Genomic DNA, 25,181 nt, shown 5'->3' on the forward strand with positions numbered 1-25,181 from the left:
AGTATTGTTTAAATGAATATAAAACGAGAAAATCAATGTTGAAACAACATTTTGAAAGATTCTCTCGTTTAATTTTACATTATTTTACTTTCTTTTTACAATCTGTGCGACCAAATCCGCTTCGGTTGCTAATTTTCCATTTACATAGACCGTTCCACGCATTTCGCAGATACCTCTTCTTATAGGTGCACTCAATTCCATTTTCAACAACATTGTATCGCCAGGACGTACCATTTGTTTAAATTTGCAATTATCAATTTTCATGAAATAAGTATCGTATTTCGCACCGTCATTCATGGCATTGATACATAAAATGCCACCAGTTTGAGCCAACGCTTCTATTTGCAATACACCTGGCATAATTGGATTTCCAGGAAAATGTCCTTGAAAAAACTGTTCGTTGAACGTAATATTTTTCACTCCAACTATATGTGTATCAGAAAGTTCAATAATCTTATCCACTAATAAGAATGGATAACGATGAGGCAATGTATTTTCGATCGCAATCGCATCATAAACAGGTGCTTTTGTCGGATCGTAAACAGGTAAACCTTTTTGAAGTTTTAACTTCTTAACATATTTTTTAACTTCTTTAGCAAAACCAACATTTGTTTTATGTCCTGGTTTATTTGCAATAATTTTAGCTTTTATAGGATAACCAATCAAGGCCAGATCACCTAAAACGTCCAACAATTTATGACGTGCAGGCTCATTAGGACTGCGCAAAGCAATATGATTTACATAACCTTGAGATGGGATTTCAATACCTTCTTTATTAAATAACTTACTCAAATGTTGTTTTGTCTCATCGTCTACTGGTTGATTTACAATAACAATAGCATTATCTAAATCTCCCCCTTTTATCAAGTTATTTTTTAAAAGAGGCTCCAATTCATGTAAAAAAACAAATGTTCTACAATTAGCAAATTCTGTATTAAAATCAGCAACATGCTCTAATGTAGCATATTGACTACCCAATACAGGACTATTAAAATCAATCAAAGTTGTGATGGAATAATGATCAGATGGTAATGCAGTCAATTGTGCATCTTTTTCTTCATCTTTAAAAGTTATAACCTCAGAGATTGTATACCACTCTTTGTCCGCATCTTGCTCAACCACGCCAACATGTTCAATCGCTTCGACAAAATACTTAGAGCTACCATCTAAAATGGGAATTTCAGGTCCATCAACAGCTACCAAAACATTATCCACGCCACAACCAACAAATGCTGCCATCAAATGCTCAATTGTAGATATTTTACCTACACTGAGATCAATAACAGTACCTCTACCAGTATCAGATACTTTATCACAATCAACTCTTACGGGAGTCGCATTTTCTAAATCTGATCTTACAAATTGATATCCAGATCCTGATTCAAGAGGGGTAATATGTAGATGCACCATTTCTCCAGTATGCAAACCAATACCTTTTAAATCAATACTAGCACCAATCGTGTGTTGTTTGTCGGGATTAAAATTTATAGCCATAAATTCAGATTTTCCTTTTGTACTAAAAAGTACAATTCTCGAGAAAAAATTTAATTTTTATTTTTTAGTAATTCGATTTCTTTTTCTAATTCTTCCAATCGTTTTAGCATATCAGGAAGACCACGCATCAATACTTGGCTTCTGACCATCGCGCTAAAATTATAAGCTGGCGTTCCCGTTACAGAAGATTTAGGTACAGTGATAGATTTCGTCACACCACTTTGCGCATTAATTTTAGTAAAATCAGCAATGCGTATATGACCAACGACACCAACTTGCCCTCCTATCATTACATACTTGCCCACTTTGGAACTACCACTAACACCGGCTTGTGCTGCGATTACAGTATTTTCGCCAACTTCTACATTGTGTGCAATTTGAATCAGGTTATCCAATTTTACACCCGTACGTATAAATGTAGAACCTATTGTAGATCGATCAATAGTTGTATTTGCACCAATTTCCACATTATCTTCAATTACAACATTTCCGATCTGCGGTATTTTAGCATAAGAGCCATCCGGATTAGGCGCAAAACCAAATCCATCAGAACCGATAACGATACCTGCGTGTAAGATTACATTTTTACCAATGATACAATCATGGTAAATAGATACATTCGCATTAATCACCGTACCGTCACCAATCTTAACGTTTTCTCCTATAAAAACGCCTGGATATATTTTTACATTATCTCCAATTTCTGCATTTGCACTGATGTAAGCAAAATCCGCAACAAATACATCTTTTCCTATTTTGGCACTTGAATGAATAGAAGCTTTTGCCTCAATGCCAACATGATGCGACATTCTCAATTTGGAATAAAGATCCAATAAGGTTGCAAAGGCACTATAAGAATCAGACACTCTTACTAAAGTCGCCTTTACTTTATCTTTTAAGACTAAATCACTATTAACAATTACAATAGAAGCATCTGTAGAATAGAGATACTCTTCGTATTTAGGATTAGATAAAAAACTTAATTGACCAGATTTTGCTTCTTCAATTTTTCCAAAGGATTGGACACTCACGTTTTCATCGCCTTCCACTACCCCTTGGATAATCTGTGCCAATTGGCTTGCTGTAAATTGCATTCTATTTTATTTACGCAAATAATATGTCATCCACAAAATTATCTGCTATTTGGACGGCAAATATACCTTTTTAATAATAAGTAAATTAACAGAAACTTCTTATTCGTCTAAAATTCATATATCAACCTATTTACACTCTTTCGGATAACAGATATAATACTTTTTTACAGGAATTGATAAAGTACTAGATATCAATGCATTATCAACTTCTGCAATATCTTTTATAATGCCATTTTTATATAAAATCTGGATATTTTCATCCGCAGGCTTGTAGGTTGTGTTGGTCGCTTCACCTTTGAATATGAAGTAATCTATTTCATCAGAAGTAAACAATCCTTTTTTCAATGCAATAGCCTTCTTTTCTTCTAACAAATCCTCGTCTATAGGTTGAGATTGAATTACACATTTTAATAATTTGCGATTGAGCAACATACTTGCTAACTTAGACAAAACATTATCTGGATGATTTGCCCATTTTTTTACAGCAAAAATTACATCATTATCGTCCAATTTGCAAAATTTATCTAAAATATCACGTGTCATTTTTCCTTTAAATCCTTTTAGGAAAAAATCTAATGGCCCACCAATTTTCAATTGAAGATCATCATCGTGATAAATTTCCGTGGCTCTACGCATTATTCGCACAAGCATTTTCTCCGCTGCCAAGACGGTCTTATGCATGTACACTTGCCAGTACATCTGACGACGAGAAATGAGAAATTTTTCGATACTATAAATACCTTTTTCCTCAATCATTAACTCATCCTCTTGCACGGCTAACATTTGCAAAATACGATCATAACCAATCACACCTTCACTTACTCCAGTAAAATAACTATCTCGAGATAAATAATCCAAACGATCCATATCTACTTGGCTACTAATTAATTGGTGTAAAAATGGCTTGTGATATTTTCCCGAAAAAATAGCAATCGCGAGGTCCAATTTTCCGCCCATTTGCTCATTGAGCACTTCCATTATATACAAACTAATAATCTCATGATCTACACCACGTACCAGCGAATGCTCCAATGCATGTGAAAATGGTCCGTGTCCCACATCATGTAACAAAATGGCAGCTTTCACCGCAAATTCCTCTTTTTTGGAAATTTCTACGCCTTTTTTCTTCAATTCGTCAATTGCCAATCCTGTTAGATGATATGCACCTAAGGAATGTAACAATCTTGTATGCACAGCTCCTGGATAAACTAATGGCGCTAATGCCATCTGTCTAATCCTGCGCAAACGCTGATAATAAGGATGAGCGATAATTTCGAAAATATCTTTTGAATCAATGGAAATAAAGCCATGAACCGGATCATTGATAATTTTGCGGAAGGATTGCGCCATTTTTTATGATATATTTCTACAAATCTCTGTAAAATATAGAAAATGAATTCACTAAATTGCAACTTATTGCGATTTTGTTCAATTTTTACCTTGTAATTAAGGGTACATTTTTACAAACGCACAACAGATGTTCTACTATTTTAGAATTTTAAAAATGGAAAATTATGTCTCTAGGTAAAATCATTTGGGTCGATGATGAAATTGAAAGTCTTACATCTCAACAACTTTTTTTGCAAGCAAAAGGATATGAGATCGAGACTTTCTCAAATGGTTTTGATGCGTTGGAGTCTTTGCCATCTATCCAGCCAGATATTGTGCTTTTAGATGAATCTATGCCAGGCATAAGTGGTTTAGAAACCTTATCTAAAATTAAAGAATCTTACCATAATTTACCCGTCGTTCTAATTACAAAGAATGAAACGGAAAATCTAATGGATGATGCAATCGGAAGTCAAATCGCGGATTATCTCATCAAGCCTGTTAACCCAAATCAAGTTTTACTTTCTCTCAAGAAATTATTAGAAAATAAACGTTTGGTGGCAGAAAAAACAACAAGTGCTTATCAACAGCAATTCGGGCAATTATTTTCCGCATTGAGTGGATCATTGGATTATAAAGAATGGATTGATTTATATAAAAAATTGGAATATTGGGAATTGGAAATGGAAAAATCTGACAGCCCAGAAATGATGGAAGTTTTTCAAACACAAAAGCAAGAAGCCAATACAGAATTTTACAAATATATCTATCGAAATTATGCGGATTGGTTATACGCAAAAGACGATGATGCTCCCATCATGAGCCATACTTTGTTGAAAAACAAGTTATTTCCATTGCTAAATAAAGAGATTCCCACGTTTTTTATATTGATCGACAATTTGCGTTTTGATCAATGGAAAACAATCCAACCCATGTTTACAGATCTATTTCGCATTGAAGAAGAGGATTGCTTTTATGCAACATTACCAACAGCAACACAATATAGCCGCAACGCCATATTTGCAGGAATGTTACCTTTAGAAATTCAGAAAAAATATCCAGATAAATGGAAAAATGATGATGATGATGGTAGTAAAAACTTACATGAAGCATTTTTCTTAGAGAATTATTTGAAAAAAAATGGACATGGAGATCTTAAATTCTCATACACAAAAGTGCTCAATCATCAAGAAGGACAAGAGATGAATAACAATTTCCTCAATTTACTTTCCAATGATTTGAATGTGATTGTGTACAATTTCGTTGACATGCTCAGTCATGCACGTACCGAGATGGAAGTTCTAAAAGAATTAGCCTCAGATGAAAAAGGGTACCGTAGTTTGACCAAAAGTTGGTTTAGCAACAGTCCTTTGCGTCAAGCATTATTAAAATTGGAAGGCAAGAAAGTGAATATTGTTGTAGCCACGGACCACGGAAGCGTACGTGTAAGAACGCCCTACAAAGTTGTTGGGGACAAACAAACTACCGCCAACCTAAGATACAAACATGGACGTAATCTTAATTACAACCCCAAAGAAGTATTTGCTTTTAAAAATCCTGCAGAAGCTGGACTTCCTTCACCTACAATAAATAGCAGTTTTATCTTCGCAAAAGAAGATGGATTCTTATGTTATCCCAATAATTATAACTATTATGCAAGCTATTATAAGGATTCATTTCAACACGGAGGGGTAAGTTTGGAAGAAATGATCATTCCTGTAATTACTTTGAAATCAAAATAAACAATTGAATATCAATACAATAAAAAATACTAATTTGTTTATTTTTGTAATTAAATAATGCTCGCTTGGTAATTCGCAATTAATTTGTACTTTTGCATCCCTTAAATTTTAACCATGAGCAACCGTAGAGTATTCGAAATTGCATTTGTGGGGTTGAAGCTTGGTAAACATGAATTTGAGTATCAAGTTGATGATAAGTTCTTTGAGCCTTATGGCGAACAAGATTTTGATAATTGTCAGGCAAAAGTGAAACTTTTACTTGAAAAAGAAAATGGTTTTCTGTTATTAAAATTTGACATTTCTGGTACGGTAGACTCTTTATGTGATCGATGTGGTAATCCACTGACATTGCAATTATGGGACGAATTTAATATCGTTGTTAAGATGGTAGAAAATCCGGATGAAATGAACGAAGCAGAAGAAGATCCTGACGTTTATTACATCAGCAGAACAGAAAGTCACGTTAAAATCGCCGACTGGATATACGAATTTATCAGTTTGAGTATCCCCAATCCACATTATTGTGGAGAAGATGAGCAAGGCAAATCCTTGTGTAATCCTGAAGTATTGGCTAAACTTTCCCAAATGGAAAAAGATGCTACAGAAGAAGCAAAAAATGAAAATTCTATCTGGAAGGATTTAGACAAGTTCAAAAACATAGATGAAAATTAATTTCTTGTAGCGATACAAGAAAGAAGTAAATAAAAATTTTAACATTAAAAAGTAAATCGTCATGCCACATCCAAAACGCAGACATTCACAACAAAGAAGTGCAAAAAGAAGAACGCATTATAAAGCTGAAACAGTTACATTAAGTAAAGATGCAACTACTGGCGAAATTCATCCTCGTCACAGAGCACACGTTGTTGAAGGTAAATTATATTATAGAGGTAAAGTTGTAGCTGAAAAAGCTCCTTCTAAAGCTATCTAAGATTATTTCTCATTGAAATAACATATTTCAGGTGTTGAATTGTCAAGATTCAACGCCTTTTTGTGTTTTTTTATGGAGATAATTTCTATCTCATAAATGGTTAATTTTTTATAAAATAAACCGAAATGGTCAACTATTTGAACCTAAATTGTTTAATAAGTTGAGAATTAAAATGTTCTGACGAGTTTCATTTTTTTGTACTTTGCCAGAAAATTTTATACCTATCATTTTCAATAAATTAAGTTATTGTGTCTGAGTTAAAAATTGGTTTAGATATGATGGGCGGCGATTATGCGCCCAAGGAAGCTGTAAAAGGCGTAAAATTATATTTAGAAAACAATTCCCATCCTGAAATAATTGTATGTATCGGCGATGAAGCGCAGCTAACGCCGCTTTTTGAAGAATTTCAGTTAAATGGTCATCCCAATATTCAAATAGTTCATGCTTCGGAAGTTATTGGATTCAATGAACATCCAACCAAAGCATTGAAAGAAAAGCCACACTCCTCCATTTCCATTGGTTTTCATTTATTGGCTTCTGGAAAAATCGACGCATTTGCTAGTGCAGGTAGCACGGGCGCGATGATGGTCGGTACGATGTATGCGCTTAAAACTGTAAAAGGTGTATTAAGACCTACGATCCCGTCATTTCTTCCAAGATTGGATGGTTCCACAGGTTTAATATTAGACGTAGGCTTAAATTCTGATTGCAAACCAGAACAATTAAATCAATTTGCAATTTTGGGTAGTTTGTATGCGGAAGAAATGTTGAGTAAAAACAATCCAAGCATCGGACTTTTAAATGTAGGAGAAGAAGAGGGCAAAGGAAACATCCTTGCACAAGCGACCTATCCACTTTTGAAAGCAAACAAGCATATTAATTTCCAAGGAAATATAGAAGGAAGAGATTTCTTTAAAAATAAAGTAGACGTTATCGTTTGTGACGGATTTACAGGAAATGTCGTTTTAAAAATGGCAGAATCCATGTACGAAGTCGCAGTTCATAGAAAATTGGAAAAAGATGAATTCTTTGGTCAATTTCATTACGAAAATTATGGAGGTACGCCTATTTTGGGTGTGGACAAACCTGTAATTATCGGACACGGCATAAGCAATGATAAAGCATTTTGTAATATGCTCGTGCAAGCTGCCAAAATGGGAAGCACACACCTTTGCCAAAAAATAGAACAAGCATTTGCCTCTGTAAGTGCTGAAGCATAATTGTTTAAATAGCTAGATTTCGTACCTTTCGATAGAAATCTAGCTATTTAATTTTAGGAAAATATGACTAAAAATAACTTTCTCAAAAACTACGGCAGTAGTTTGATTCTTTTATCCGGATTAGTTGTTGGTTGTTTATTAGGGGTAATATTTGGTCCTAAAATTCAAATAGTCAAGCCGCTTGGCGATATTTTTCTCAATCTCCTTTTTATTGCGGTCGTTCCATTGATATTTTTTACCATTGCCAATTCTATTGCGAATATTGAAAGCAAGGAAACCAAAATGGGTAAATTATTTTTGGTAACGATTTTTGTATTTATTCTCACTGTTGTAATCGCTGCTATTTTAACTACCATTGGCGTATTTCTTTTTCCAATACCACAACCGGCAATCCCTTTGCAAAAGGTTAATACAGAAGAAGTGAGTAATCTTGGAGATCAGATTACCAGTATGTTGACCGTGGATAATTTTTACAAATTACTTTCCAAGGGAAATATGCTCGCATTAATGATATTCTCTGCTTTAATGGGATTTGCTATTCGAAAATCAGGAGAAAAAGGGCAAGCATTTAAAGCATTTATCCAATCTGGCAACGAAGTCATGACGCAATTTTTAGGCTTGATTATGAAAATTGCCCCATTCGGACTAGGAGCATACATGGCTACGCAGATCAGCACATTAGGGCCTCAAATGTTTGGTATTTATGGTCATGCATTAGCGATATATCACGGTGTCGGCATCATTTATATGTTGGTATTTTTCTCTCTTTATGCATTTATTTGGGGAGGTCGGAAAATGATTCGCATTTATTGGAAAAATAATATCATACCAACGATTACTGCAGTGGGCACTTGTAGTAGTATCGCTAGTATTCCCATCAATCTTGAAGCTGCAGAAAAAATGGGTATTTCTCCATTTATCCGAAATATTGTTATCACACTCGGCGGCGTTTTGCACAAAGAAGGAAGTTCTATTTCTTCTATTATAAAAATAGCCACCGTATTTGCCGTTTTACATAAGCCATATACTGGAATGGACACGATTACTAGTGCCATCCTTATTACCATTATTGTAAGCATGGTAGAAGGCGGTGTTCCCAATGGAGGTTACCTGGGTGAAATTTTGTTTATTTCCGTATACAAATTACCGGCAGAAACACTCACCGTTGCCATGGCGATTGGAACTTTAGTCGATCCATTTGCTACTATTTTGAACGTAACAGGAGATACGGCTAGTGGAATGTTGATTAGTAGAATTATGGATGGAAAAAGAAAATATACTGATAAAGAATTAGCAAATTAAAGAACCAACACGCACACAAGTACCATTCGTCCCTCTTATAATTACACGAGTGAACATGTTTATATTTATAAGATCTCTTGAATTCGGTTCTTTGCAGTTTGCTTGAAACATTAAGCTTTTCGCATGAAAAACTGTATTTATTTCCATTTATCATCAATCTCAGCTACCAAAAACACACTTCCGCATACCAAAATCATATCTTCTTTCGATGCAATACTTTTAGCATGTTCAATGGCCGTATTCACATCGGGAAATGCCGTTCCTGGCCGACCAATTTTAGTAGCTTCTTCTAATAATGAAGTTTCATCTAAAGCTCTTGGAATATGTGCTCTTGTATAGAAATAAGTTGCGTCAGCTGGTAATTCCAACAATGCACTATCAAAATCCTTATCTTTTACAAATCCACAGATTATGTAAAGATGATTGAATTGACTCAACTTAATTTGCTTCGCAATTTCAATCATACAATTCTTGTTATGACCAACATCTGAAACAAGTACAGGATTATTTTGTAAAACTTCCCAACGACCATGTAGTCCGGTCAAATTTTTAATATTTTGTCCAGCCTTTTGAATAATTTCATTGGAGATATTCCAACCTTTTTTATTCATTTCATCAATAGCCGCAAGAACGGTCAATAAATTTTTCGTCTGATAAATACCCGGAAGATCAAGCGTGTATGTATTCTTTTGTTTGGATGATTCAGATTCTACCTCTACAATAATTGTTTGTCCGAGATATTGGGAAGCAATGACTTTTCTTTCTTCTGATGCCAAAACTAATGGAGCATGCTCTTTATTAGCTTTTTCCTGAAATACAGGAAGCGTTTCTTCCACATATTCTCCAATTACAACAGGAACATTTGGTTTGATGATACCTGCTTTTTCTCCTGCAATTTTAGCCAAAGTATCTCCCAATAAATCCATGTGATCCCAACCAATATTGGTAATAACACTTAACTCTGGTAAGATTACATTCGTGCTATCCAATCTACCACCTAAACCCGTTTCGATAATCGCAATATCTACATTTGCCTGCGCAAAATATTCAAATGCCATAGCCACCGTAATTTCGAAAAATGATGGCGCAATTTTTTCCATTGCAGGCTTAATTCGCGCTACAAAATCAACTACAAATTCTTTGGAACATAATTCTCCATTTATTCGAATACGCTCTCTAAAATCTTTGATATGTGGCGAAGTATACAATCCTGTTTTATAACCAGCGGTTTGAAAAATGGCAGACAAAAAATGGCTTGTTGAACCTTTGCCATTCGTACCGGCGATATGAATCGTTTTAAATTTATTCTGAGGATTACCCAATGCCTCGCAAAGTGCCAATGTATTGGTCAAATCCTTTTTAATCGCCGATGCTCCTATCCTACTAAACATAGGTAACTGTTCGTATAAATAGGCTAATGTTTCTTCGTAATTCATTATTTCGATTGTAATTGAAGCGCAAGTTACATGTTTGTATAAAATAACAAAAGCCTTACTTACGCAAGGCTTTTGTTATTTTATTTTTTTCAAAATTTATCCTCTCAATTTGAAATTAAATTGTACGGTTCCTGATTGGCTTTCTACATCGCCTTTATTGAATTTCAACTGACGAGCACGCCTTTTGGCAATATTCAAAATATTACTATTCGTAGTCGTTGTTCCACGCGGATTGATAGAAGCCGAAGTCACTTGACCAGCTTCATTAACTTCGATATCCACAGCAACACGCGCATTTTCGTTAAAACTATCTTCGAAGGACGGGAATCCGTTGAATCGACGTCCTGACAAACCACTTTTAATAGATACACCGCTATTGCCAGTACCTGAACCCGAACCACCAGTTCCTTTTCCCGTACCATTATAACTATCCGAATTAGGATCTCCGCCCATTTTACCTTGGTCACCACGACCACCCGCAATACCTTGACTTTTTACACCATTGTAACTATCTGCACCATTGCCACCCGTACCTTTGCCACCTTTATATACAGCTTTTGGCATTTCCACTTTAGGTTTGGAAGCGGTTGATTGCATCACTGCAGCCGGCTTTTTTGTTTCTGTTTTAGTTGGAGTAGGTTCTTTTTCTACTTTTTTAATTTCTTTCTTTTCGACAGGTTTATTCTCTGCTTTGATTACTTTTTTGGGAGTTGGAGAGGTCTTAATTGTAGGTACGTCTTTGTCATTATTATCCGCAACCTCCTTGTACGTTTCCTCTTCGTCTTCATGCGTAGCCGCAGCAGGAGGGGCCACATCTTCTTTTGGTTGTTCAGCCTCTGGAGCTGGACCTCCAGGAACCATTGGAGGAATATCCCCCATACCTTGATCACTATTTCCAAAATTCACCTCTATACCTCCATCATCTTGCACGGCAGTTGCAGGAGCAGGGGTTTGTTGCCAACGAATAAATAAAAATATTAAAGCCAAAACAACACAAGATATAGCGGTATAAATACCCGCGCGAATATTGATTTTGTTATTTCCGCCTTCAGAATATGTCGAAATAGTAGAATTCATCTGTCAAAATTTCCAATTGAAATACAAGATATACAAAAATCAAGCAAAGATTTGAATTGGCACAATATTGATACATATTTCAATAAAAAAACTAGTTAATATTTCTCTCATGAAGATAAATTAGTAAATACAAAAATTAAAATATTAATATTCAGTTATATTATTTATTTTACATGTAAATCTAAGAATAGTATCGTTAGAATATATGAATGAAACATCGACCATAGAAACAACAAAGGTATTACCGGCATACACACTCAATGAAGAGCAAGAAAAAAAAGAAATTGTACGTCGATATAGAGCATTATTAAGAGCACTAAAAACCAAAATAAAAAAAGGAGATAGGGAATTATTAAGACGCGCATTTGAAATAGCAGCAGACGCCCATAAATCTATGCGTCGGAAAAGTGGTGAACCTTACATATTTCACCCAATTGCAGTAGCAATGATTTGTGTGGAAGAAATTGGATTAGGTGTCAGAAGTACAATTTGCGCATTGTTGCATGATACAGTTGAGGACACCGATGTCACATTAGAAGACATCGATCGGGAGTTCGGACCTGAGATCGCACGCATTGTGGATGGTTTGACTAAAATATCTACCGTTGTTGATAATAGTACTACGCCACAAGCCGAAAATTTTAAAAAAATACTCTTGACGCTCACAGATGATCCAAGAGTTATTTTGATAAAATTGGCGGACCGTTTGCACAATATGCGCACATTGGATTCTATGAAGCGCGAAAAGCAATTGAAAATCGCCAGTGAAACCGTATGGGTGTATGCTCCTTTAGCACATCGTATGGGATTGTATGCTATCAAAACAGAAATGGAAGATCTTTCCATGAAATATCTCGAACCTGTTGAGTACAAACAAATTGCAAAAAAACTCGCAGAAACGAAACGTGAACGAAATCGCTATATCAATGAATTTATCCGACCCATCAAGGAAAAATTGGATGAATCTGGTTTTAATTTTGAAATATATGGTCGTCCTAAAAGTATCCATTCCATTTGGCATAAGATAAAAACGAAAGGCGTTCCTTTTGAAGAAGTATATGATTTATTTGCCATTAGGATCATTTTGGATAGTCCACCTTCTAAAGAAAAAGAAGAATGTTGGAAAGTATATTCCATGATTACGGATGAATATACTCCATCTCCTGAGCGATTAAGGGATTGGTTAAGCAATCCAAAAAGTAATGGCTATGAAGCGTTGCATACCACCGTAATGGGGCCACAAGGGAAATGGGTAGAAGTTCAAATACGTACCAAACGTATGAATGAAATTGCAGAAAAAGGTCTTGCCGCACATTACAAATACAAAGAAGGTACGACAAATGCCGATCCATTTGATAAATGGTTTGAACAAATACGTGAAGTTATTGGCAATCCAAATAATGACAGTATTGACTTTTTACAAGATTTCAAAACAAGCTTTCTTGCGGAAGAAATTTATGTTTATACTCCGAAAGGAGATGTCAAGTTAATGCCCGTAGGATCAACTGCATTGGATTTTGCATTTAGCATACACTCTGCAATTGGTAGTAAATGTATTGGAGCTAAAATCAATCATAAATTAGTTCCCATAAGTCACAAATTGCGTAGCGGTGATCAGATTGAAATCATCACAAGTAACAAACAAAAACCCAATGAAGATTGGTTGGGATATGTCGTTACCGCAAAGGCAAAAAGCAAAATTAAAGATGCCTTAAAAGAAGAAAAAAGAACAATTGCAGAAGATGGTAAATATATTTTGCAACGCAAATTGGATTCCATTGGAGCGCCAAATAGTCAAAATAATATTGACGAATTAGTCGCTTTTTATAAGACCAGTTCACCTTTGGATTTGTATTACAATATTGCACGCAAATCCATTGATCTAAAAGAATTAAAAGAGTTCAAAGTATTAGGAGATAAGTTAGAAATTCCGAAACCTGAAAGACCTAAGCCTGAAATATCCGCACCGAATTCTTATGAAACGCCAGCGCAAAACATTCCGAAAAAGGATTCTGAATTGATCATATTTGGAGAAAGTAGTGACAAAATCATGTACACGCTCGCCAAATGTTGTAATCCGATTCCAGGTGATGATGTATTTGGATTTGTAAGTACAGGAAAAGGTTTGATTATTCACAGAACCAATTGTCCTAATGCTGCGCAAATGATGGCCAATTACGGACATCGTATCGTCAAAACAAAATGGGCGAAAAATAAAGAAATCTCTTTTCTTACGGGTTTGGAAATTATCGGTGTGGACGATGTTGGTGTAATCAATAAAATTACCAACATCATCAGTGGAGATATGAAAATCAACATCTCTGCCTTATCCATCGAATCAGAAGATGGTATATTCAAAGGTCGAGTCAAAGTATTTGTACATGACAAAGAAGAATTGGAAGATCTTGTCGGAAGATTGATGCATTTGAATGGTATTCAAAATGTCAATCGTTTCGATGCGGAAGAAAAGCAATAACTATTTTTTGGGTGAAACATTTCTATGAAAAAATTTCACCCAAAAATATCCTATCAAAATAGATAAAGAGCTACCGATCAAAACCCCTAATTTGGCAATATCTTGAGTTTCGGTTTCTTTAAATGCAATGGTGGCAATAAATATGGACATGGTAAATCCAATTCCAGCCAATATGCCGGCACCGATCATCTTGTTCCAATCCGTACCTGAAGGTAGTTTTACCCATTTTAAATAAACTAAAATTCTCGCAACCAATAATATTCCTAATGGTTTACCTACTAATAATCCCAAGGAAATTCCCAAGAATAACTTGTGTGAAAAATAAGATAGAAAATGGGCAGGAATAACTATACAAGTATTGGCAATTGCAAAGAATGGCACAATTACAAAATTTACTGCAACGTGTAACTTTCCCATCAATAGAGCGATTTTTCTCACCGGAATACAGAATGCTAATAGCACGCCTGCAAGTGTTGCATGAATACCACTTTGAAATACAGCAAACCACAATACAACTCCTACGATTAAGATCAAAATATTATTATTTTTTTTCTTCAAAATCAAGAAAGAAAATAGAAGAACCAAAAGAGATATTACAAACCAAAAGAGTGAAATATTGCCACCATAAAATATGGCGACAATTAAAACTGCAATTAAATCATCAACAATCGCTAGTGCGGTTAGAAATACTCGTAAAGAAGCAGGAAATAATTTTGCACTAAATAATGAAGCGATACCTAAGGAAAACGCGATATCTGTTGCAGTTGGTATCCCCCAACCACCACCAAATACTGAGTTTTTATTGAAATAAAAATAAATAACTGCCGGGAAAATAACGCCACCAAATGCGCTAAAAATCGGAAGAGCTGCCTTTTTTAAGGAATTCAATTCCCCCTCTAGTATTTCCTTCTTTATTTCCAAACCTGCATAAAAAAAGAAAACCGCCATGAAACCATCATTGACCCAACCTTCTATACTTTCAGGAAAATAGATATTATGCGTTAACTCCTTAGTCCAAAACTCTTTAAATATATTCGATTGAGTACAATTCGTTAATACTAAAGACAAAATGGTACAAGCTATCAACAATACACCAATGCTTTTACTGTTTTGAGTAAATGCCAATAAATACTTATATCCAAATTTTCTTTTAGTCAATTTTTGCACTTCCTTTTTGCCTTCCTGTAGGATTAGGTGGTACCGGTATTACATAAGGTTGAAATAATTCGTACTTGGTTTTAGGCCTACGATATTCTAATATTTTAAATCCTCTTACACGCATGTCATTTGGATCACTCTGTTGAATAGGATACACAGTCCCACTTACATCAGAAATTGGCTTAATACGCATTGGTTTTTTATTGATAAAAAACATATCAAGAACATCAGATGTGCATTGATTGACGCCTGTATATTTATTCATAGCATCGGTTATATAATAAATGCTTTCCGTGGATCCTTTCGCATGAATGCTATCAATCGCTCCATTGGTAAACATCACATTCAAGGTTCTACCTTTTACCTGATTAAAGAAATTATGCGTAGGGAATGTATCCGCACGATTGATTGCGACGGCATTTTCATAAACGTATAATCTTTTAGGTTTTCTATTTTGTGTAAATAGATAAATCGTATCTCCAAACAACTGATTGGATTGTGTCCAAACCACCGGATTTTTGAATAATCTAAAAATGGAATCCTTGAACGAATAAAACATGCTATCACCTACAGCCTGCATGGAATCAGAAAATATCCGTACATGAGCATATGCTTCAATGTATCTATCCGAATTATTTTCATTCTTTTTGTTATCTTCTTCTTGCTTTTTAGGTGAATCTTTTTTGCGCTTTTGTTTAACTATGTTCACCGTATTTTTAGGTACAGATTTTGCCGGACGTACTACTGGATATTTAATAATTGAGACGGAATCCTGTGCTAAAGGAGAACGTAAACTTGAAGTATCCTTTGTGGGAGCGCCTAGAGATTTGAAAGCCACCATATTATTGGTTTCCGTCGCTCCTGCTAAAGAGTCCGTTGTGATGGGTCGATTATGTAAAGGTTTTACAATCGTAATGATAGAGTCTTTGACTTGAATACTTGGTCGGATAACGCCATTACTATCCGCTTTTCTTTCTGGTAAATAAAAATCATTTAAGTGCAATTTCCCATCATCCGCATTATCAAATCTAGCAGACAATCTCCCAGAAAATAATGTATCACCTGTAATATATAAAGAATCACTATTTCCTTTTTCTTGTTCTAGAATCGCCACCGGTAGTTCCGTCGCTTCTAATGCGCCAACTGCTCTATTTGTACGTAAATGTCCACTTACTAATGCCATATTTTGCGCAGTATCTTTATAAACTACACGTCCTCGAGCATCGCCAAAGCCATTGGCATCATCCATAGCTACCTCATCCGCAATTAAAGTAGATGCAGAATCTATCAATGTAGGTCTTTTGCCAAAATAAGCCGTTTTATTCATTAAGTTATAATAACCATCAGTGGTCAAAACCTTTTGTTGCTTACCAACTTTGATAACTGTAGGAACGGTAAATGTAGCTATTTTGGATTCACTATTATACAAAAGCGTATCTGTATCAATAGTATATTGAGGATCTCTTAAACGTACATCACCAGTAAATGTGGCATCATGACTTTCTCCATAATAAATTCCACCCTTGCTATCCAAAATGGTTTTCCCGTTTATTAGATGTCCTGTTTTTTCGTAAATACCAGTCTTAGACCCAAGATCGTAGCTCAGTTCAGGAGTGTGTAAAATACTGGTAGCATCTTTTAGAATCACGTGATCTCGCAAAAATGCTTTCCTCTCAGCCCCATTGTATCTCAAATAATCAGAATTAATCTTAGTCTTACCTTCGTCGTTAATGAATACATGTCCGAATGCCTCGACTATATTCGTTACAGAATTAATCACCGCGCTGTCTGCATCAAAAAATGTTTTACCCTGTTTCAATTTTACATTACCCGCAAAGGATTGATAAACTACAGAATCTGGCATCTGCTGGCTATGCAAACGTTTAGAACTCATAATCACAATTCGACGCATATTGGCACGCATTTTTAACGTATCAGCATGCGTCATTTTATGAGGAACGGATTTTGGTGGCGTGACTTGCGCACGTACCATATGTGATATGGATAAAAAAATAAATGCCGACAGGAAAATCCTACCGGCAAATCTCATAGAAATGGCTTTACCTTTCATTGCAATTTTTTACTGCGCATTCGCCGTTTTTAATGAATCTGCATTTAGCGGTTCAGTCAAATAATTTTTCTTATCTTTTTTTCCAAAAATAGAAATATTGACATAACGCTTAGGATGTACACGAAGGTCGTCCATTAATGTATTCAAACTTTGTACAGTGTTGTTAATATTATTGTATAATGCTCTATCGTTTAACAAGGCTCCAGCCGTTCCTTTTGTACCAGACAACTGACCATTCAGATTTGTCATTGCCGTATTTAATTGAACCATTGCGTCATTCAATTTTGCAGAAATTCCTTTGATATCTGCTTCAGATAATTGTGCCGTAGTTTTTTCTAAATTGCTTACTGAATTATTAATCTTTTCGTTATTAGAAGCTAAATTTCCGGTAATACTTTCCACATGATTCATTGTTTTTGCCAATGCACCATTTTTTTGATCCAACATGGTATTCAAACTTGATGAAGCGACGGCAAATTGAGCGGTCATTTTTTGCATATTAGCTAAAATCCCTGCAATGCTTCCTTTGTTGCCATCATTTAAAACCGTATTCAAATTGATTAACAACGTGTCCATATGAGATAATGCAGAAGCTAAATTGTCTGCAGTGGGTCCTAATTTACTAGTAAGCGCACCCAACATACCCGGATCATCTTGCGTTTGAATAAAATCACCGGAAACAAAAAAGGAAGTTCCATTCCCCAATTTGATATTTATTTTTCCTGTTCCTAAGGGATTCGATTCAATAACGGCAACAGAATTTTTTGGAATATTAAATGCCTCATTTAATTTAATCTCAATATTAATAGCGCCGATATTATTATCTGCAGCTTTTAACTCATACACCGTTCCTACTTGGTATCCATTTATAATTACGGGATTAGATGGCTGCAAACCTTTTGCATTGGGAAAAGTTGCATTTAAGAAAAAGCCAGATTTAAATAAATTCTTTCCTTTCAAAAAATTAAATCCTAAAAACAGTAAAACTATCGTGATAAGCGTAAGTGCACCTATCTTAGTTTCATTCGATATTTTCATATAATATGTATTGCTTCTTAATATGTCTGGTTATTCTAAATAGCTAAATCCATTACAAATTCTTTATTCCTTTGCAATTTTTTTTGGCAAAAGTAAAAGATATTTGCCACTCTTGCGTCAAATAGATGGATTTCACTATTTCATCACTGCTTTAGGTTTTCTAATTTTGGTCTTTTTTGAACTCGATTTTGCTTTTTGACTTCCTGTTTCTTGGGTAGATTTCATCAATGCTTTATTATAATCAACTACCGCTTTGGCAATGCAAATAGCAATTTGATTTTGTCCATAAGTAGAATTCAAATATTTTTCTTCTTTTGGATTGGAAATGAATCCTGTTTCTACCAATACACTTGGCATTGCCGTAGCTTGCAATACCCAAATCCCTTTGGTACGTTGGCGCGCCTCACGACTAGTACGGCCTATTTGTGTAAATTCTTTTTCAATATTAACAGCTAATGAAAGGCTTCTACTAAAATATCTACGGGTTTTAAGAGAATAGTACATTTTTTTTTGTGGATCATTAGGTTTAAAGTTTGCGGATTCTTTGCCTAAAGATTCATTTTCGCGCATTGCCAAAGTCTTGTCATCATTTTTGGAAATACCCCAGATGTAAGTTTCCGTACCGGAAGCTTGCGAAGACGCGCTGTTACAATGTATGGAAATAAATAGATCACCTTTCGCTTGATTCGCTATATCAGCTTTCCTTTTGACATTTTGAGTAATGTCTGTTGTTCGTGTCATTACGATTTTCGTATAGGGGAGTCTTGCTTGTAATTCCTTTCTCAATTTAAGAGCAACCGCTAAGGTAACTTCTTTTTCATTGGAGTATTTACCTTGAGCGCCTCCATCAACACCACCATGACCAGCATCAATAACAATGGTTTTTAAAGCAACAGAGGACGAACTAGAACCAAAATCTCCATCCTCCTCACCATTTTTATTGAAATCAGCAAAAACATTGGCACCAGAGTCTTCCGGACTATGTCCACGTGACGAACTACAAGAAAGAAAAACAATCGGAATGATTGCTAGGTATTTTAATATTTTTTGCAACATAACTTACTTTAGGAAGGTAAAACTTACTTTCCTCAGATTTTGTACAAAAATATATCCAACTTATAATTAATACACAAAGAATTGAAAATTAATTGATACGTCGTTGACTTAAAATCTTTTTGTATTGAAGTACGGCATGGAATACAGCATCACTGACAGCCGTTTGTCCTACATCACTACCAAGATAACTCGCTTCATTCGGGTCTTGTATAAAACCAGACTCGACAAGAATACTCGGCATCGCAGTCGCTTGTAAAACCCAAATACCCGTACCTCTTTGTTTAACACCGCGATCGACTCTTCCTTGATCGACGAATTGATCTTGTACCAAAGAAGCCAAAATCAAACTACGTTCAAAAAATTTTCTCGCTTTAAGTGAAGCTGCAATTTTTGCTTCTGGCGTATTTAATAAGCTATCAGCTGTAGAATCTTTGGCCATCGCCGAGTCCGAAAACTCACCTTCCGAAGAGGAATTATCATGAATAAATTGCGTTTTACTATCATTTTTTTCCATGGACCAAATATACGTTTCAGTCCCTATCGCAGCACTTGGCGTAGTCCAATGACGATATATAGGCTCTCTGCGTGTATGTTTTTTTCTACGCTTACCTTTGCCTGTGTAATAAACATGTGTTTCATGGTCGACCACTTCAGAATGTCTTACACTTCCCGCATCATTTACGTGAATACATAAAAATAAATCACCATGATTTTCATTGGCAAATTTCGCTCTCCAACGATTTGCCTCGTTTGCATTTGTAATACCTGCAGGCAAATTTCTATCAGTACGCGTCATGATAACTCTAACCCCAGGTAAGGAATCTTTTAATTTTTGGGCTAATTTAGTAGCAATACCTAAGGCAATATCAGCCTCATTGTATCCATTACCTTCGGCTCCTACGTCTGGAAATCCATGACCAGGATCGACGATAATGGTTCTTATTTGCTGATTATTAGAACGAAGAGGTAAATTATTTAATGTTGCAGAATCTTGTCCATATCCTACCGATATTCCACCTAATAAAATTACGCTAACACACTTTTTCAAAAATTTTATCATCATATTCACGAATCATTATGGATAAGATATAACAATGTTATTCATTTACCCTTATTTTTGCCTCTTTTATAAATAAATTTACTATTTAAAGATTCACGTTTTCTATCTTGAAAATCAAATATAAATACGAGATTAGGATTAGAAAACAGATTTCCAATATGAACAATCGTGGTAAAGTTAGGGGAAAAAGATTTTGTATTGCAGTATTGTGCTGTATTACAATGATTTTTATCTCAATGGATATCAAAGCGAAGCGACACTATCCAGATTTTTTTGGAAATAATTTAACAATTTTTCCAGATACACCTATTCAAATTTTACCCAAAATAATACTTCCTGACACTATTCCAGCTTCCTATGGTAAGTTGTTATATAGTCGCTCGGGTAAATATTTATTTTCCAAACATTGGGGTGATACCTCTGATAATGTTCGGATGATGTCCTTTTATTCTTCAGATACGTTACCGGCACCAATTGCCTATTCCGCATCCGATTCCGCCGTCATCATTGTTCCTACGAAACAACTTTGGTTATATAATAAAGCTACTGTAAAGTATAAGCCAGAAGATATGACATTGGAGGCTCCAGTGATTACATTTGACCAAGCAACGGGTAATGTAAAATTTTACCAAAATAAGGATACTGTAAAGCATGACATCACAGATACAAGTTATCATCCGCTAGACATGCCGACAATAACACAAGGAAGTTCCAAAACCTTAGCAGATACAGGTATTGTCAATATTAAAACAAAAAAAGGGCTTACTAAAAATACTTACTATAACGAAGGGGAATTATTTGTACATGCCGATATAGTAAAAAAAGTTTCAGATGACGTCGCATATGCATGGAAAGGTCGATTCACAACTTGTAACCTAGATACTCCACACTTTGACTTTCGAGCAAAAAAATTAAAACTGATTACAAATAAGATTGCAGTTTCTGGGCCTGCATATCCTGAGTTTGAAGGAGTACCAATGCCTGTATTTATTCCCTTTGGGATCTATCCACTTACGCAGGGTAGACATTCAGGAATGTTACCACCACAATTTGCCAACAATGGTAGTTATGGATTAGGACTTGAGGGCTTAGGATATTATCAAGTAATGAACGATAATTGGGATATGACAGTGCGATCCAATATCTATACCTATGGTGGTTATATGTTTTCATTTAATCCTAGATATTTTAATCGATACCATTATTCAGGGAATCTACTATTTACAATGCAACAAACAGTTATTTTAAATAGTAGCACCGGTACATTTACAGATGATGAATTTACCAAAAACAAATCATTTCAGTTAACGTGGAGTCATACAATGGATAGCAAGGCGCATCCAGGCATTACATTTAGTGCAAATGTAAATGCTGGTAGTACCTCATTTAATAGATACGTTTCTAATAATGCCGTTCAGAACTTTCAGAACCAAATGAGTTCATCTATTACATGGGCCAAAACTTGGGGAGATGGAAAATACAACTTGTCTGTTGCCGCAAATCATAATCAAAATAACAATACCAGAATCGTTAATGTAAACGCGCCAACGGTCAACTTTTCCATGAATACGGTATATCCATTTGCAAAAAAGGAAGCTGTAGGTACTGCAAAATGGTATGAAAAATTAGGCATCAGTTACACAGGTACAGCCATAAACCAAATTGCATTTTATGATTCTTCCATAAGTGTCAAAAGATTAATGGATACTGCACAATGGGGCGTTACACATTCCATTCCTATTACACTTTCTCTACCTTCATTAGGGCCTGTTATGGTATCTCCATCCATATCTTATTCTCAAAATTGGTATGGTAGAAAAATGGATAGACAATGGAACTCCATTACAAACAAAGTGGATACATTAACGAGTAACTTAGGATTTTACAGAGCGCAACAGATGAGTTTTGGGGTTGCATTTAGTTCTAGGATATTTGGTAATTATAATTTTAAAAACGGTAATATACAAACCTTACACCATGAAATACGACCTACTATCAGTTTGAATTATCAACCTGATATGAACCGGAGCAATTATCAATGGCTAAGATTTAACAATAGAGCAAAATACAATGTTGCGCTTCCAAATGGGTTAACTCGTACAGTTTATGGAGACTCCATGCGTGTATCCAAATTTCAAGGTAACGTTGTCGGAGCATTTAGTGAAGGTTCATTTGGAGGTATGACTTTTGGTTTTGACAACATTTTGGAAATGAAAAAGCGCAAAAAAGAAGGAGATACGACTGAAAATAGTGATCAAAATAACAAAGTCAAATTAATTGATGGATTAAGTATTACTTCTGGATATAATTTCATGGCAGATTCCTTAAAATGGCAACCTGTAAACTTTTCATTCCGTACTACATTATTTAATAAAATCAATATCAATGGTAGCGCCGTTCTAGATCAATATGCACGCGACTCCTCGGGTATTAAGATCAATAAATTGCTTTGGAGTCAAGGCAAAGTGGGTAATTTCACCTCTGGAACGCTCTCCTTTTCCTCTTCATTTCAAAGTAAAAAATCAGATGGAAAATCCGACCAGCAACGCCTGACCGAAGCATCTGATCCCAATATTACTTATTCTGAACAGCAGCAACAATTGGATTACATCCGCAGTAATCCTGCCGAATTTGTAGATTTTGACATTCCTTGGAATGTAACAACATCTTTTGCATTAAATTATTATAAAACATTTACGACCAATTATAGATACGTCTCTACGATTACGTCGAGTTTAAACTTAAATGGCGACTTTAGTATTACGCCTAAATGGAAAGCTGGGGGTAACTTAATGTTTGATGTTAAAGCGCAAAAAGTACAGATGATGACGCTTTTCTTAACTAGGGAAATGCACTGTTGGCAGATGGCTATCAATATTACACCTATTGGATTATATAAATCTTTTAGTATCGTATTGAATCCAAAATCAGGCATTTTACGTGATTTGAAGATTAACCGTTCCCGTTTCTTCTACAATAATGGCTATTAAGATTCTAAATACGGCATAGCTTTATTAAAATCTGTTTCAGATAATTCGACAATTTATTTTCTATTAAATATTGGAAAATAATAGCAATAATTATAGTAAAAATGGACGCCACAATAAGATACAAAGGCGTATTCAAATACATTGATAATTTTGTATGGACAAATAGAGATCTAGTCCAATATTGCATCATTAAGTGTATTAAGTAAATCGAATAAGATAACTTGCCCAAATAAGATAAAAATATTGGCACCCGTAAGCCGTAATTCAATTCAGTATAGATTACAAAAAACAGAAAAATGGCAATTGGCGTTGCCCATCTTGTGATTCCATGCATGGCATCCCATCTCGTTACATAGAGGATCACGACATAAATAAAAGACAATATTAGACAAATAAAACTCCAAATTTTCCCAATCTTCCAAGTATTATTTCTAAAAATTAAAAAACCTATCAAAATACCTAATAAGAAATCCAAATTAATTGGATTGGTAATTAAATTTAAATATCCGTAAGTAAAATGATAATGATGCATCGCATCTAAAGAAAAATAACCTTTTAAAATCGTAGGTATTAATATCAAATTACATAACATCAATCCTATAAAAAAATACCAACGCCATTTGCCAAACAATAAGGAAATACCAAATAATCCATAGAAAAACATTTCATAATTTAATGTCCACCCAACACTCATAGCAGCATAACCATAAAAAGGCGCAATATCTCGTCCATTTAAAGGTATAAATAAGAAAGTTTTTTCCAAATTATTGAGAGAGACAGGATCATGTAAAAAATTAAAACCTCGCCAAACTGAAAGATAAAATAATATGGTAACGATAAAGTATAAAGGAATTATTCTTGTAAAACGATTGATCCAGAATTTAATGACGGAAGTAAAATTAAAAAGCTTTTGCGGACTGTTATTTTTGCTAATCATCATCATGATAAATCCACTCAGTATAAAAAATAAATCCACCCCCATTGCTCCCGCACCGAAAAAGCACTCACCATAATTTTTACCCTGTATTATGAATGTATCCTTTTTGTGATAAAACATAACCAAAATGGCGGCAATACCTCTCAGTGCTTGTATGCTTTGTATCGTCTTTTTTTCCTGCATTACGTGTGCAAATTAATACAACCTGAATAGTTAAAACATAAAAAAACATGGAAGTGGATTCCATGTTTTTTTATGTTTTGTATAAAGAATATATTTTCGAAAAATTACTTTCCAAAAACACCTTTTAATTTTCCTAAAAGACCACCTTCTCCACTTCCTGCACTGCCCATAATTTTCATCATATCCGAAAAACTCAATTTACTCATCAATGATTTCAAATCTAGCTTACCATCCCCTAACTCTTCTTTTACTTTTGTCAAAATAGTTGGGATTAGAGAGCTACTTAAAGTATTGGCTTTGTCATTATCGATAGAGAATTGATTGACCAATTTATTGGCAAAACTACCGACAATATTTTTAACGTGATCATTATTTTGATCTACGCCATTTTCGGAAAAAATTGCAGTCAAACTAGAGAAATTTCCAGAAGAAACTACAGACTTTAATTCTTCAGAAACAGATTCCATCGCTCCTGCAGCAATTCCTTCTGCATGTTCAGATGGCGCATCGGGATGCTCTTTTACTAAACTAACGGCGGTCTCTTTGGCTTTATTTAATAATTCTTCAAACATTCTAATTATTTTGCT

Annotated in this window: 19 protein-coding genes; 7 read left to right on the forward strand and 12 right to left on the reverse strand. The window is 34.9% G+C overall.

Going from position 1 to position 25,181, the window contains the following annotated elements:
* Nucleotides 1-84 precede the first annotated feature (84 nt).
* The 3 genes from E0W69_RS14245 to E0W69_RS14255 form a co-directional block, all read right to left on the reverse strand.
* Nucleotides 85-1,494, reverse strand: a complete 1,410-nt coding sequence (locus tag E0W69_RS14245) for a bifunctional UDP-3-O-[3-hydroxymyristoyl] N-acetylglucosamine deacetylase/3-hydroxyacyl-ACP dehydratase (protein WP_131330722.1) — start codon at nucleotides 1,492-1,494, stop codon at nucleotides 85-87.
* A 50-nt stretch (nucleotides 1,495-1,544) separates the two neighbouring features.
* The gene (gene lpxD, locus E0W69_RS14250; protein WP_131330724.1) at nucleotides 1,545-2,588 is read right to left on the reverse strand and encodes a UDP-3-O-(3-hydroxymyristoyl)glucosamine N-acyltransferase; all 1,044 of its coding nucleotides are present in this window, start codon (nucleotides 2,586-2,588) and stop codon (nucleotides 1,545-1,547) included.
* A 126-nt stretch (nucleotides 2,589-2,714) separates the two neighbouring features.
* On the reverse strand, nucleotides 2,715-3,938 hold the full coding sequence (locus E0W69_RS14255) for an HD domain-containing protein (protein WP_131330726.1): 1,224 nt from the start codon (nucleotides 3,936-3,938) through the stop codon (nucleotides 2,715-2,717).
* A 164-nt stretch (nucleotides 3,939-4,102) separates the two neighbouring features.
* Between E0W69_RS14255 and porX the strand changes: the two genes are divergently transcribed.
* The 5 genes from porX (at nucleotide 4,103) to E0W69_RS14280 (ending at nucleotide 9,112) form a co-directional block, all read left to right on the forward strand.
* The gene (gene porX, locus E0W69_RS14260; protein WP_131330727.1) at nucleotides 4,103-5,659 is read left to right on the forward strand and encodes a T9SS response regulator signal transducer PorX; all 1,557 of its coding nucleotides are present in this window, start codon (nucleotides 4,103-4,105) and stop codon (nucleotides 5,657-5,659) included.
* 114 nt (nucleotides 5,660-5,773) lie between these two features.
* The gene (locus E0W69_RS14265) at nucleotides 5,774-6,331 is read left to right on the forward strand and encodes a YceD family protein (protein WP_131330729.1); all 558 of its coding nucleotides are present in this window, start codon (nucleotides 5,774-5,776) and stop codon (nucleotides 6,329-6,331) included.
* Nucleotides 6,332-6,392: 61 nt separating this feature from the next.
* Nucleotides 6,393-6,590 carry a 50S ribosomal protein L32 gene (rpmF, locus tag E0W69_RS14270; protein ID WP_131330731.1) on the forward strand — a complete coding sequence of 66 codons (198 nt, stop codon included), beginning with the start codon at nucleotides 6,393-6,395 and terminating at the stop codon, nucleotides 6,588-6,590.
* 248 nt (nucleotides 6,591-6,838) lie between these two features.
* The gene (plsX, locus tag E0W69_RS14275; protein WP_225321270.1) at nucleotides 6,839-7,810 is read left to right on the forward strand and encodes a phosphate acyltransferase PlsX; all 972 of its coding nucleotides are present in this window, start codon (nucleotides 6,839-6,841) and stop codon (nucleotides 7,808-7,810) included.
* 63 nt (nucleotides 7,811-7,873) lie between these two features.
* Nucleotides 7,874-9,112: a dicarboxylate/amino acid:cation symporter gene (locus E0W69_RS14280; RefSeq protein WP_131330733.1), complete on the forward strand. Its 1,239-nt coding sequence runs from the start codon at nucleotides 7,874-7,876 to the stop codon at nucleotides 9,110-9,112.
* A gap of 137 nt (nucleotides 9,113-9,249) precedes the next feature.
* Here E0W69_RS14280 and E0W69_RS14285 read toward each other — a convergent pair whose 3' ends face one another.
* On the reverse strand, nucleotides 9,250-10,548 hold the full coding sequence (locus tag E0W69_RS14285; RefSeq protein WP_131330735.1) for a bifunctional folylpolyglutamate synthase/dihydrofolate synthase: 1,299 nt from the start codon (nucleotides 10,546-10,548) through the stop codon (nucleotides 9,250-9,252).
* A gap of 96 nt (nucleotides 10,549-10,644) precedes the next feature.
* Complete coding sequence (locus E0W69_RS14290) at nucleotides 10,645-11,625, reverse strand: energy transducer TonB (protein ID WP_131330736.1); 981 nt, start codon at nucleotides 11,623-11,625, stop codon at nucleotides 10,645-10,647.
* Between the two features lie 205 nt (nucleotides 11,626-11,830).
* Between E0W69_RS14290 and E0W69_RS14295 the strand changes: the two genes are divergently transcribed.
* Nucleotides 11,831-14,101 carry a RelA/SpoT family protein gene (locus tag E0W69_RS14295; protein WP_191967856.1) on the forward strand — a complete coding sequence of 757 codons (2,271 nt, stop codon included), beginning with the start codon at nucleotides 11,831-11,833 and terminating at the stop codon, nucleotides 14,099-14,101.
* Here the strand turns inward: E0W69_RS14295 and nhaA are convergent, their stop codons facing one another.
* The 5 genes from nhaA to E0W69_RS14320 all read right to left on the reverse strand — a co-directional run bounded on the left by nhaA (nucleotide 14,102) and on the right by E0W69_RS14320 (nucleotide 20,487).
* A complete protein-coding gene (gene nhaA / locus E0W69_RS14300; protein ID WP_191967857.1) occupies nucleotides 14,102-15,259 on the reverse strand; it encodes a Na+/H+ antiporter NhaA in 1,158 nt (385 codons plus the stop codon).
* Nucleotides 15,252-17,330 carry an OstA-like protein gene (locus E0W69_RS14305; RefSeq protein ID WP_131330738.1) on the reverse strand — a complete coding sequence of 693 codons (2,079 nt, stop codon included), beginning with the start codon at nucleotides 17,328-17,330 and terminating at the stop codon, nucleotides 15,252-15,254. The genes nhaA and E0W69_RS14305 overlap by 8 nt, the downstream gene beginning before the upstream one ends.
* Nucleotides 17,331-17,339: 9 nt before the next feature.
* Entirely contained in the window at nucleotides 17,340-18,368 is a 1,029-nt protein-coding gene (locus E0W69_RS14310; protein ID WP_131330739.1) for an MlaD family protein, read from the reverse strand.
* 135 nt (nucleotides 18,369-18,503) lie between these two features.
* On the reverse strand, nucleotides 18,504-19,424 hold the full coding sequence (locus tag E0W69_RS14315; protein ID WP_131330740.1) for an N-acetylmuramoyl-L-alanine amidase family protein: 921 nt from the start codon (nucleotides 19,422-19,424) through the stop codon (nucleotides 18,504-18,506).
* An 88-nt stretch (nucleotides 19,425-19,512) separates the two neighbouring features.
* On the reverse strand, nucleotides 19,513-20,487 hold the full coding sequence (locus tag E0W69_RS14320; protein WP_131330741.1) for an N-acetylmuramoyl-L-alanine amidase family protein: 975 nt from the start codon (nucleotides 20,485-20,487) through the stop codon (nucleotides 19,513-19,515).
* Between the two features lie 233 nt (nucleotides 20,488-20,720).
* Between E0W69_RS14320 and E0W69_RS14325 the strand changes: the two genes are divergently transcribed.
* Complete coding sequence (locus E0W69_RS14325; protein ID WP_225321271.1) at nucleotides 20,721-23,474, forward strand: putative LPS assembly protein LptD; 2,754 nt, start codon at nucleotides 20,721-20,723, stop codon at nucleotides 23,472-23,474.
* Nucleotides 23,475-23,478: 4 nt separating this feature from the next.
* Here the strand turns inward: E0W69_RS14325 and E0W69_RS14330 are convergent, their stop codons facing one another.
* Nucleotides 23,479-24,594, reverse strand: coding sequence for an acyltransferase family protein (locus E0W69_RS14330; RefSeq protein ID WP_131330743.1), 1,116 nt, complete (start codon nucleotides 24,592-24,594; stop codon nucleotides 23,479-23,481).
* 104 nt (nucleotides 24,595-24,698) lie between these two features.
* Entirely contained in the window at nucleotides 24,699-25,166 is a 468-nt protein-coding gene (locus E0W69_RS14335) for a hypothetical protein (protein ID WP_131330744.1), read from the reverse strand.
* Nucleotides 25,167-25,181: the final 15 nt, after the last annotated feature.

The organism is Rhizosphaericola mali (assembly GCF_004337365.2).
GTDB classification, from domain to species: Bacteria; Bacteroidota; Bacteroidia; order Chitinophagales; family Chitinophagaceae; genus Rhizosphaericola; species Rhizosphaericola mali.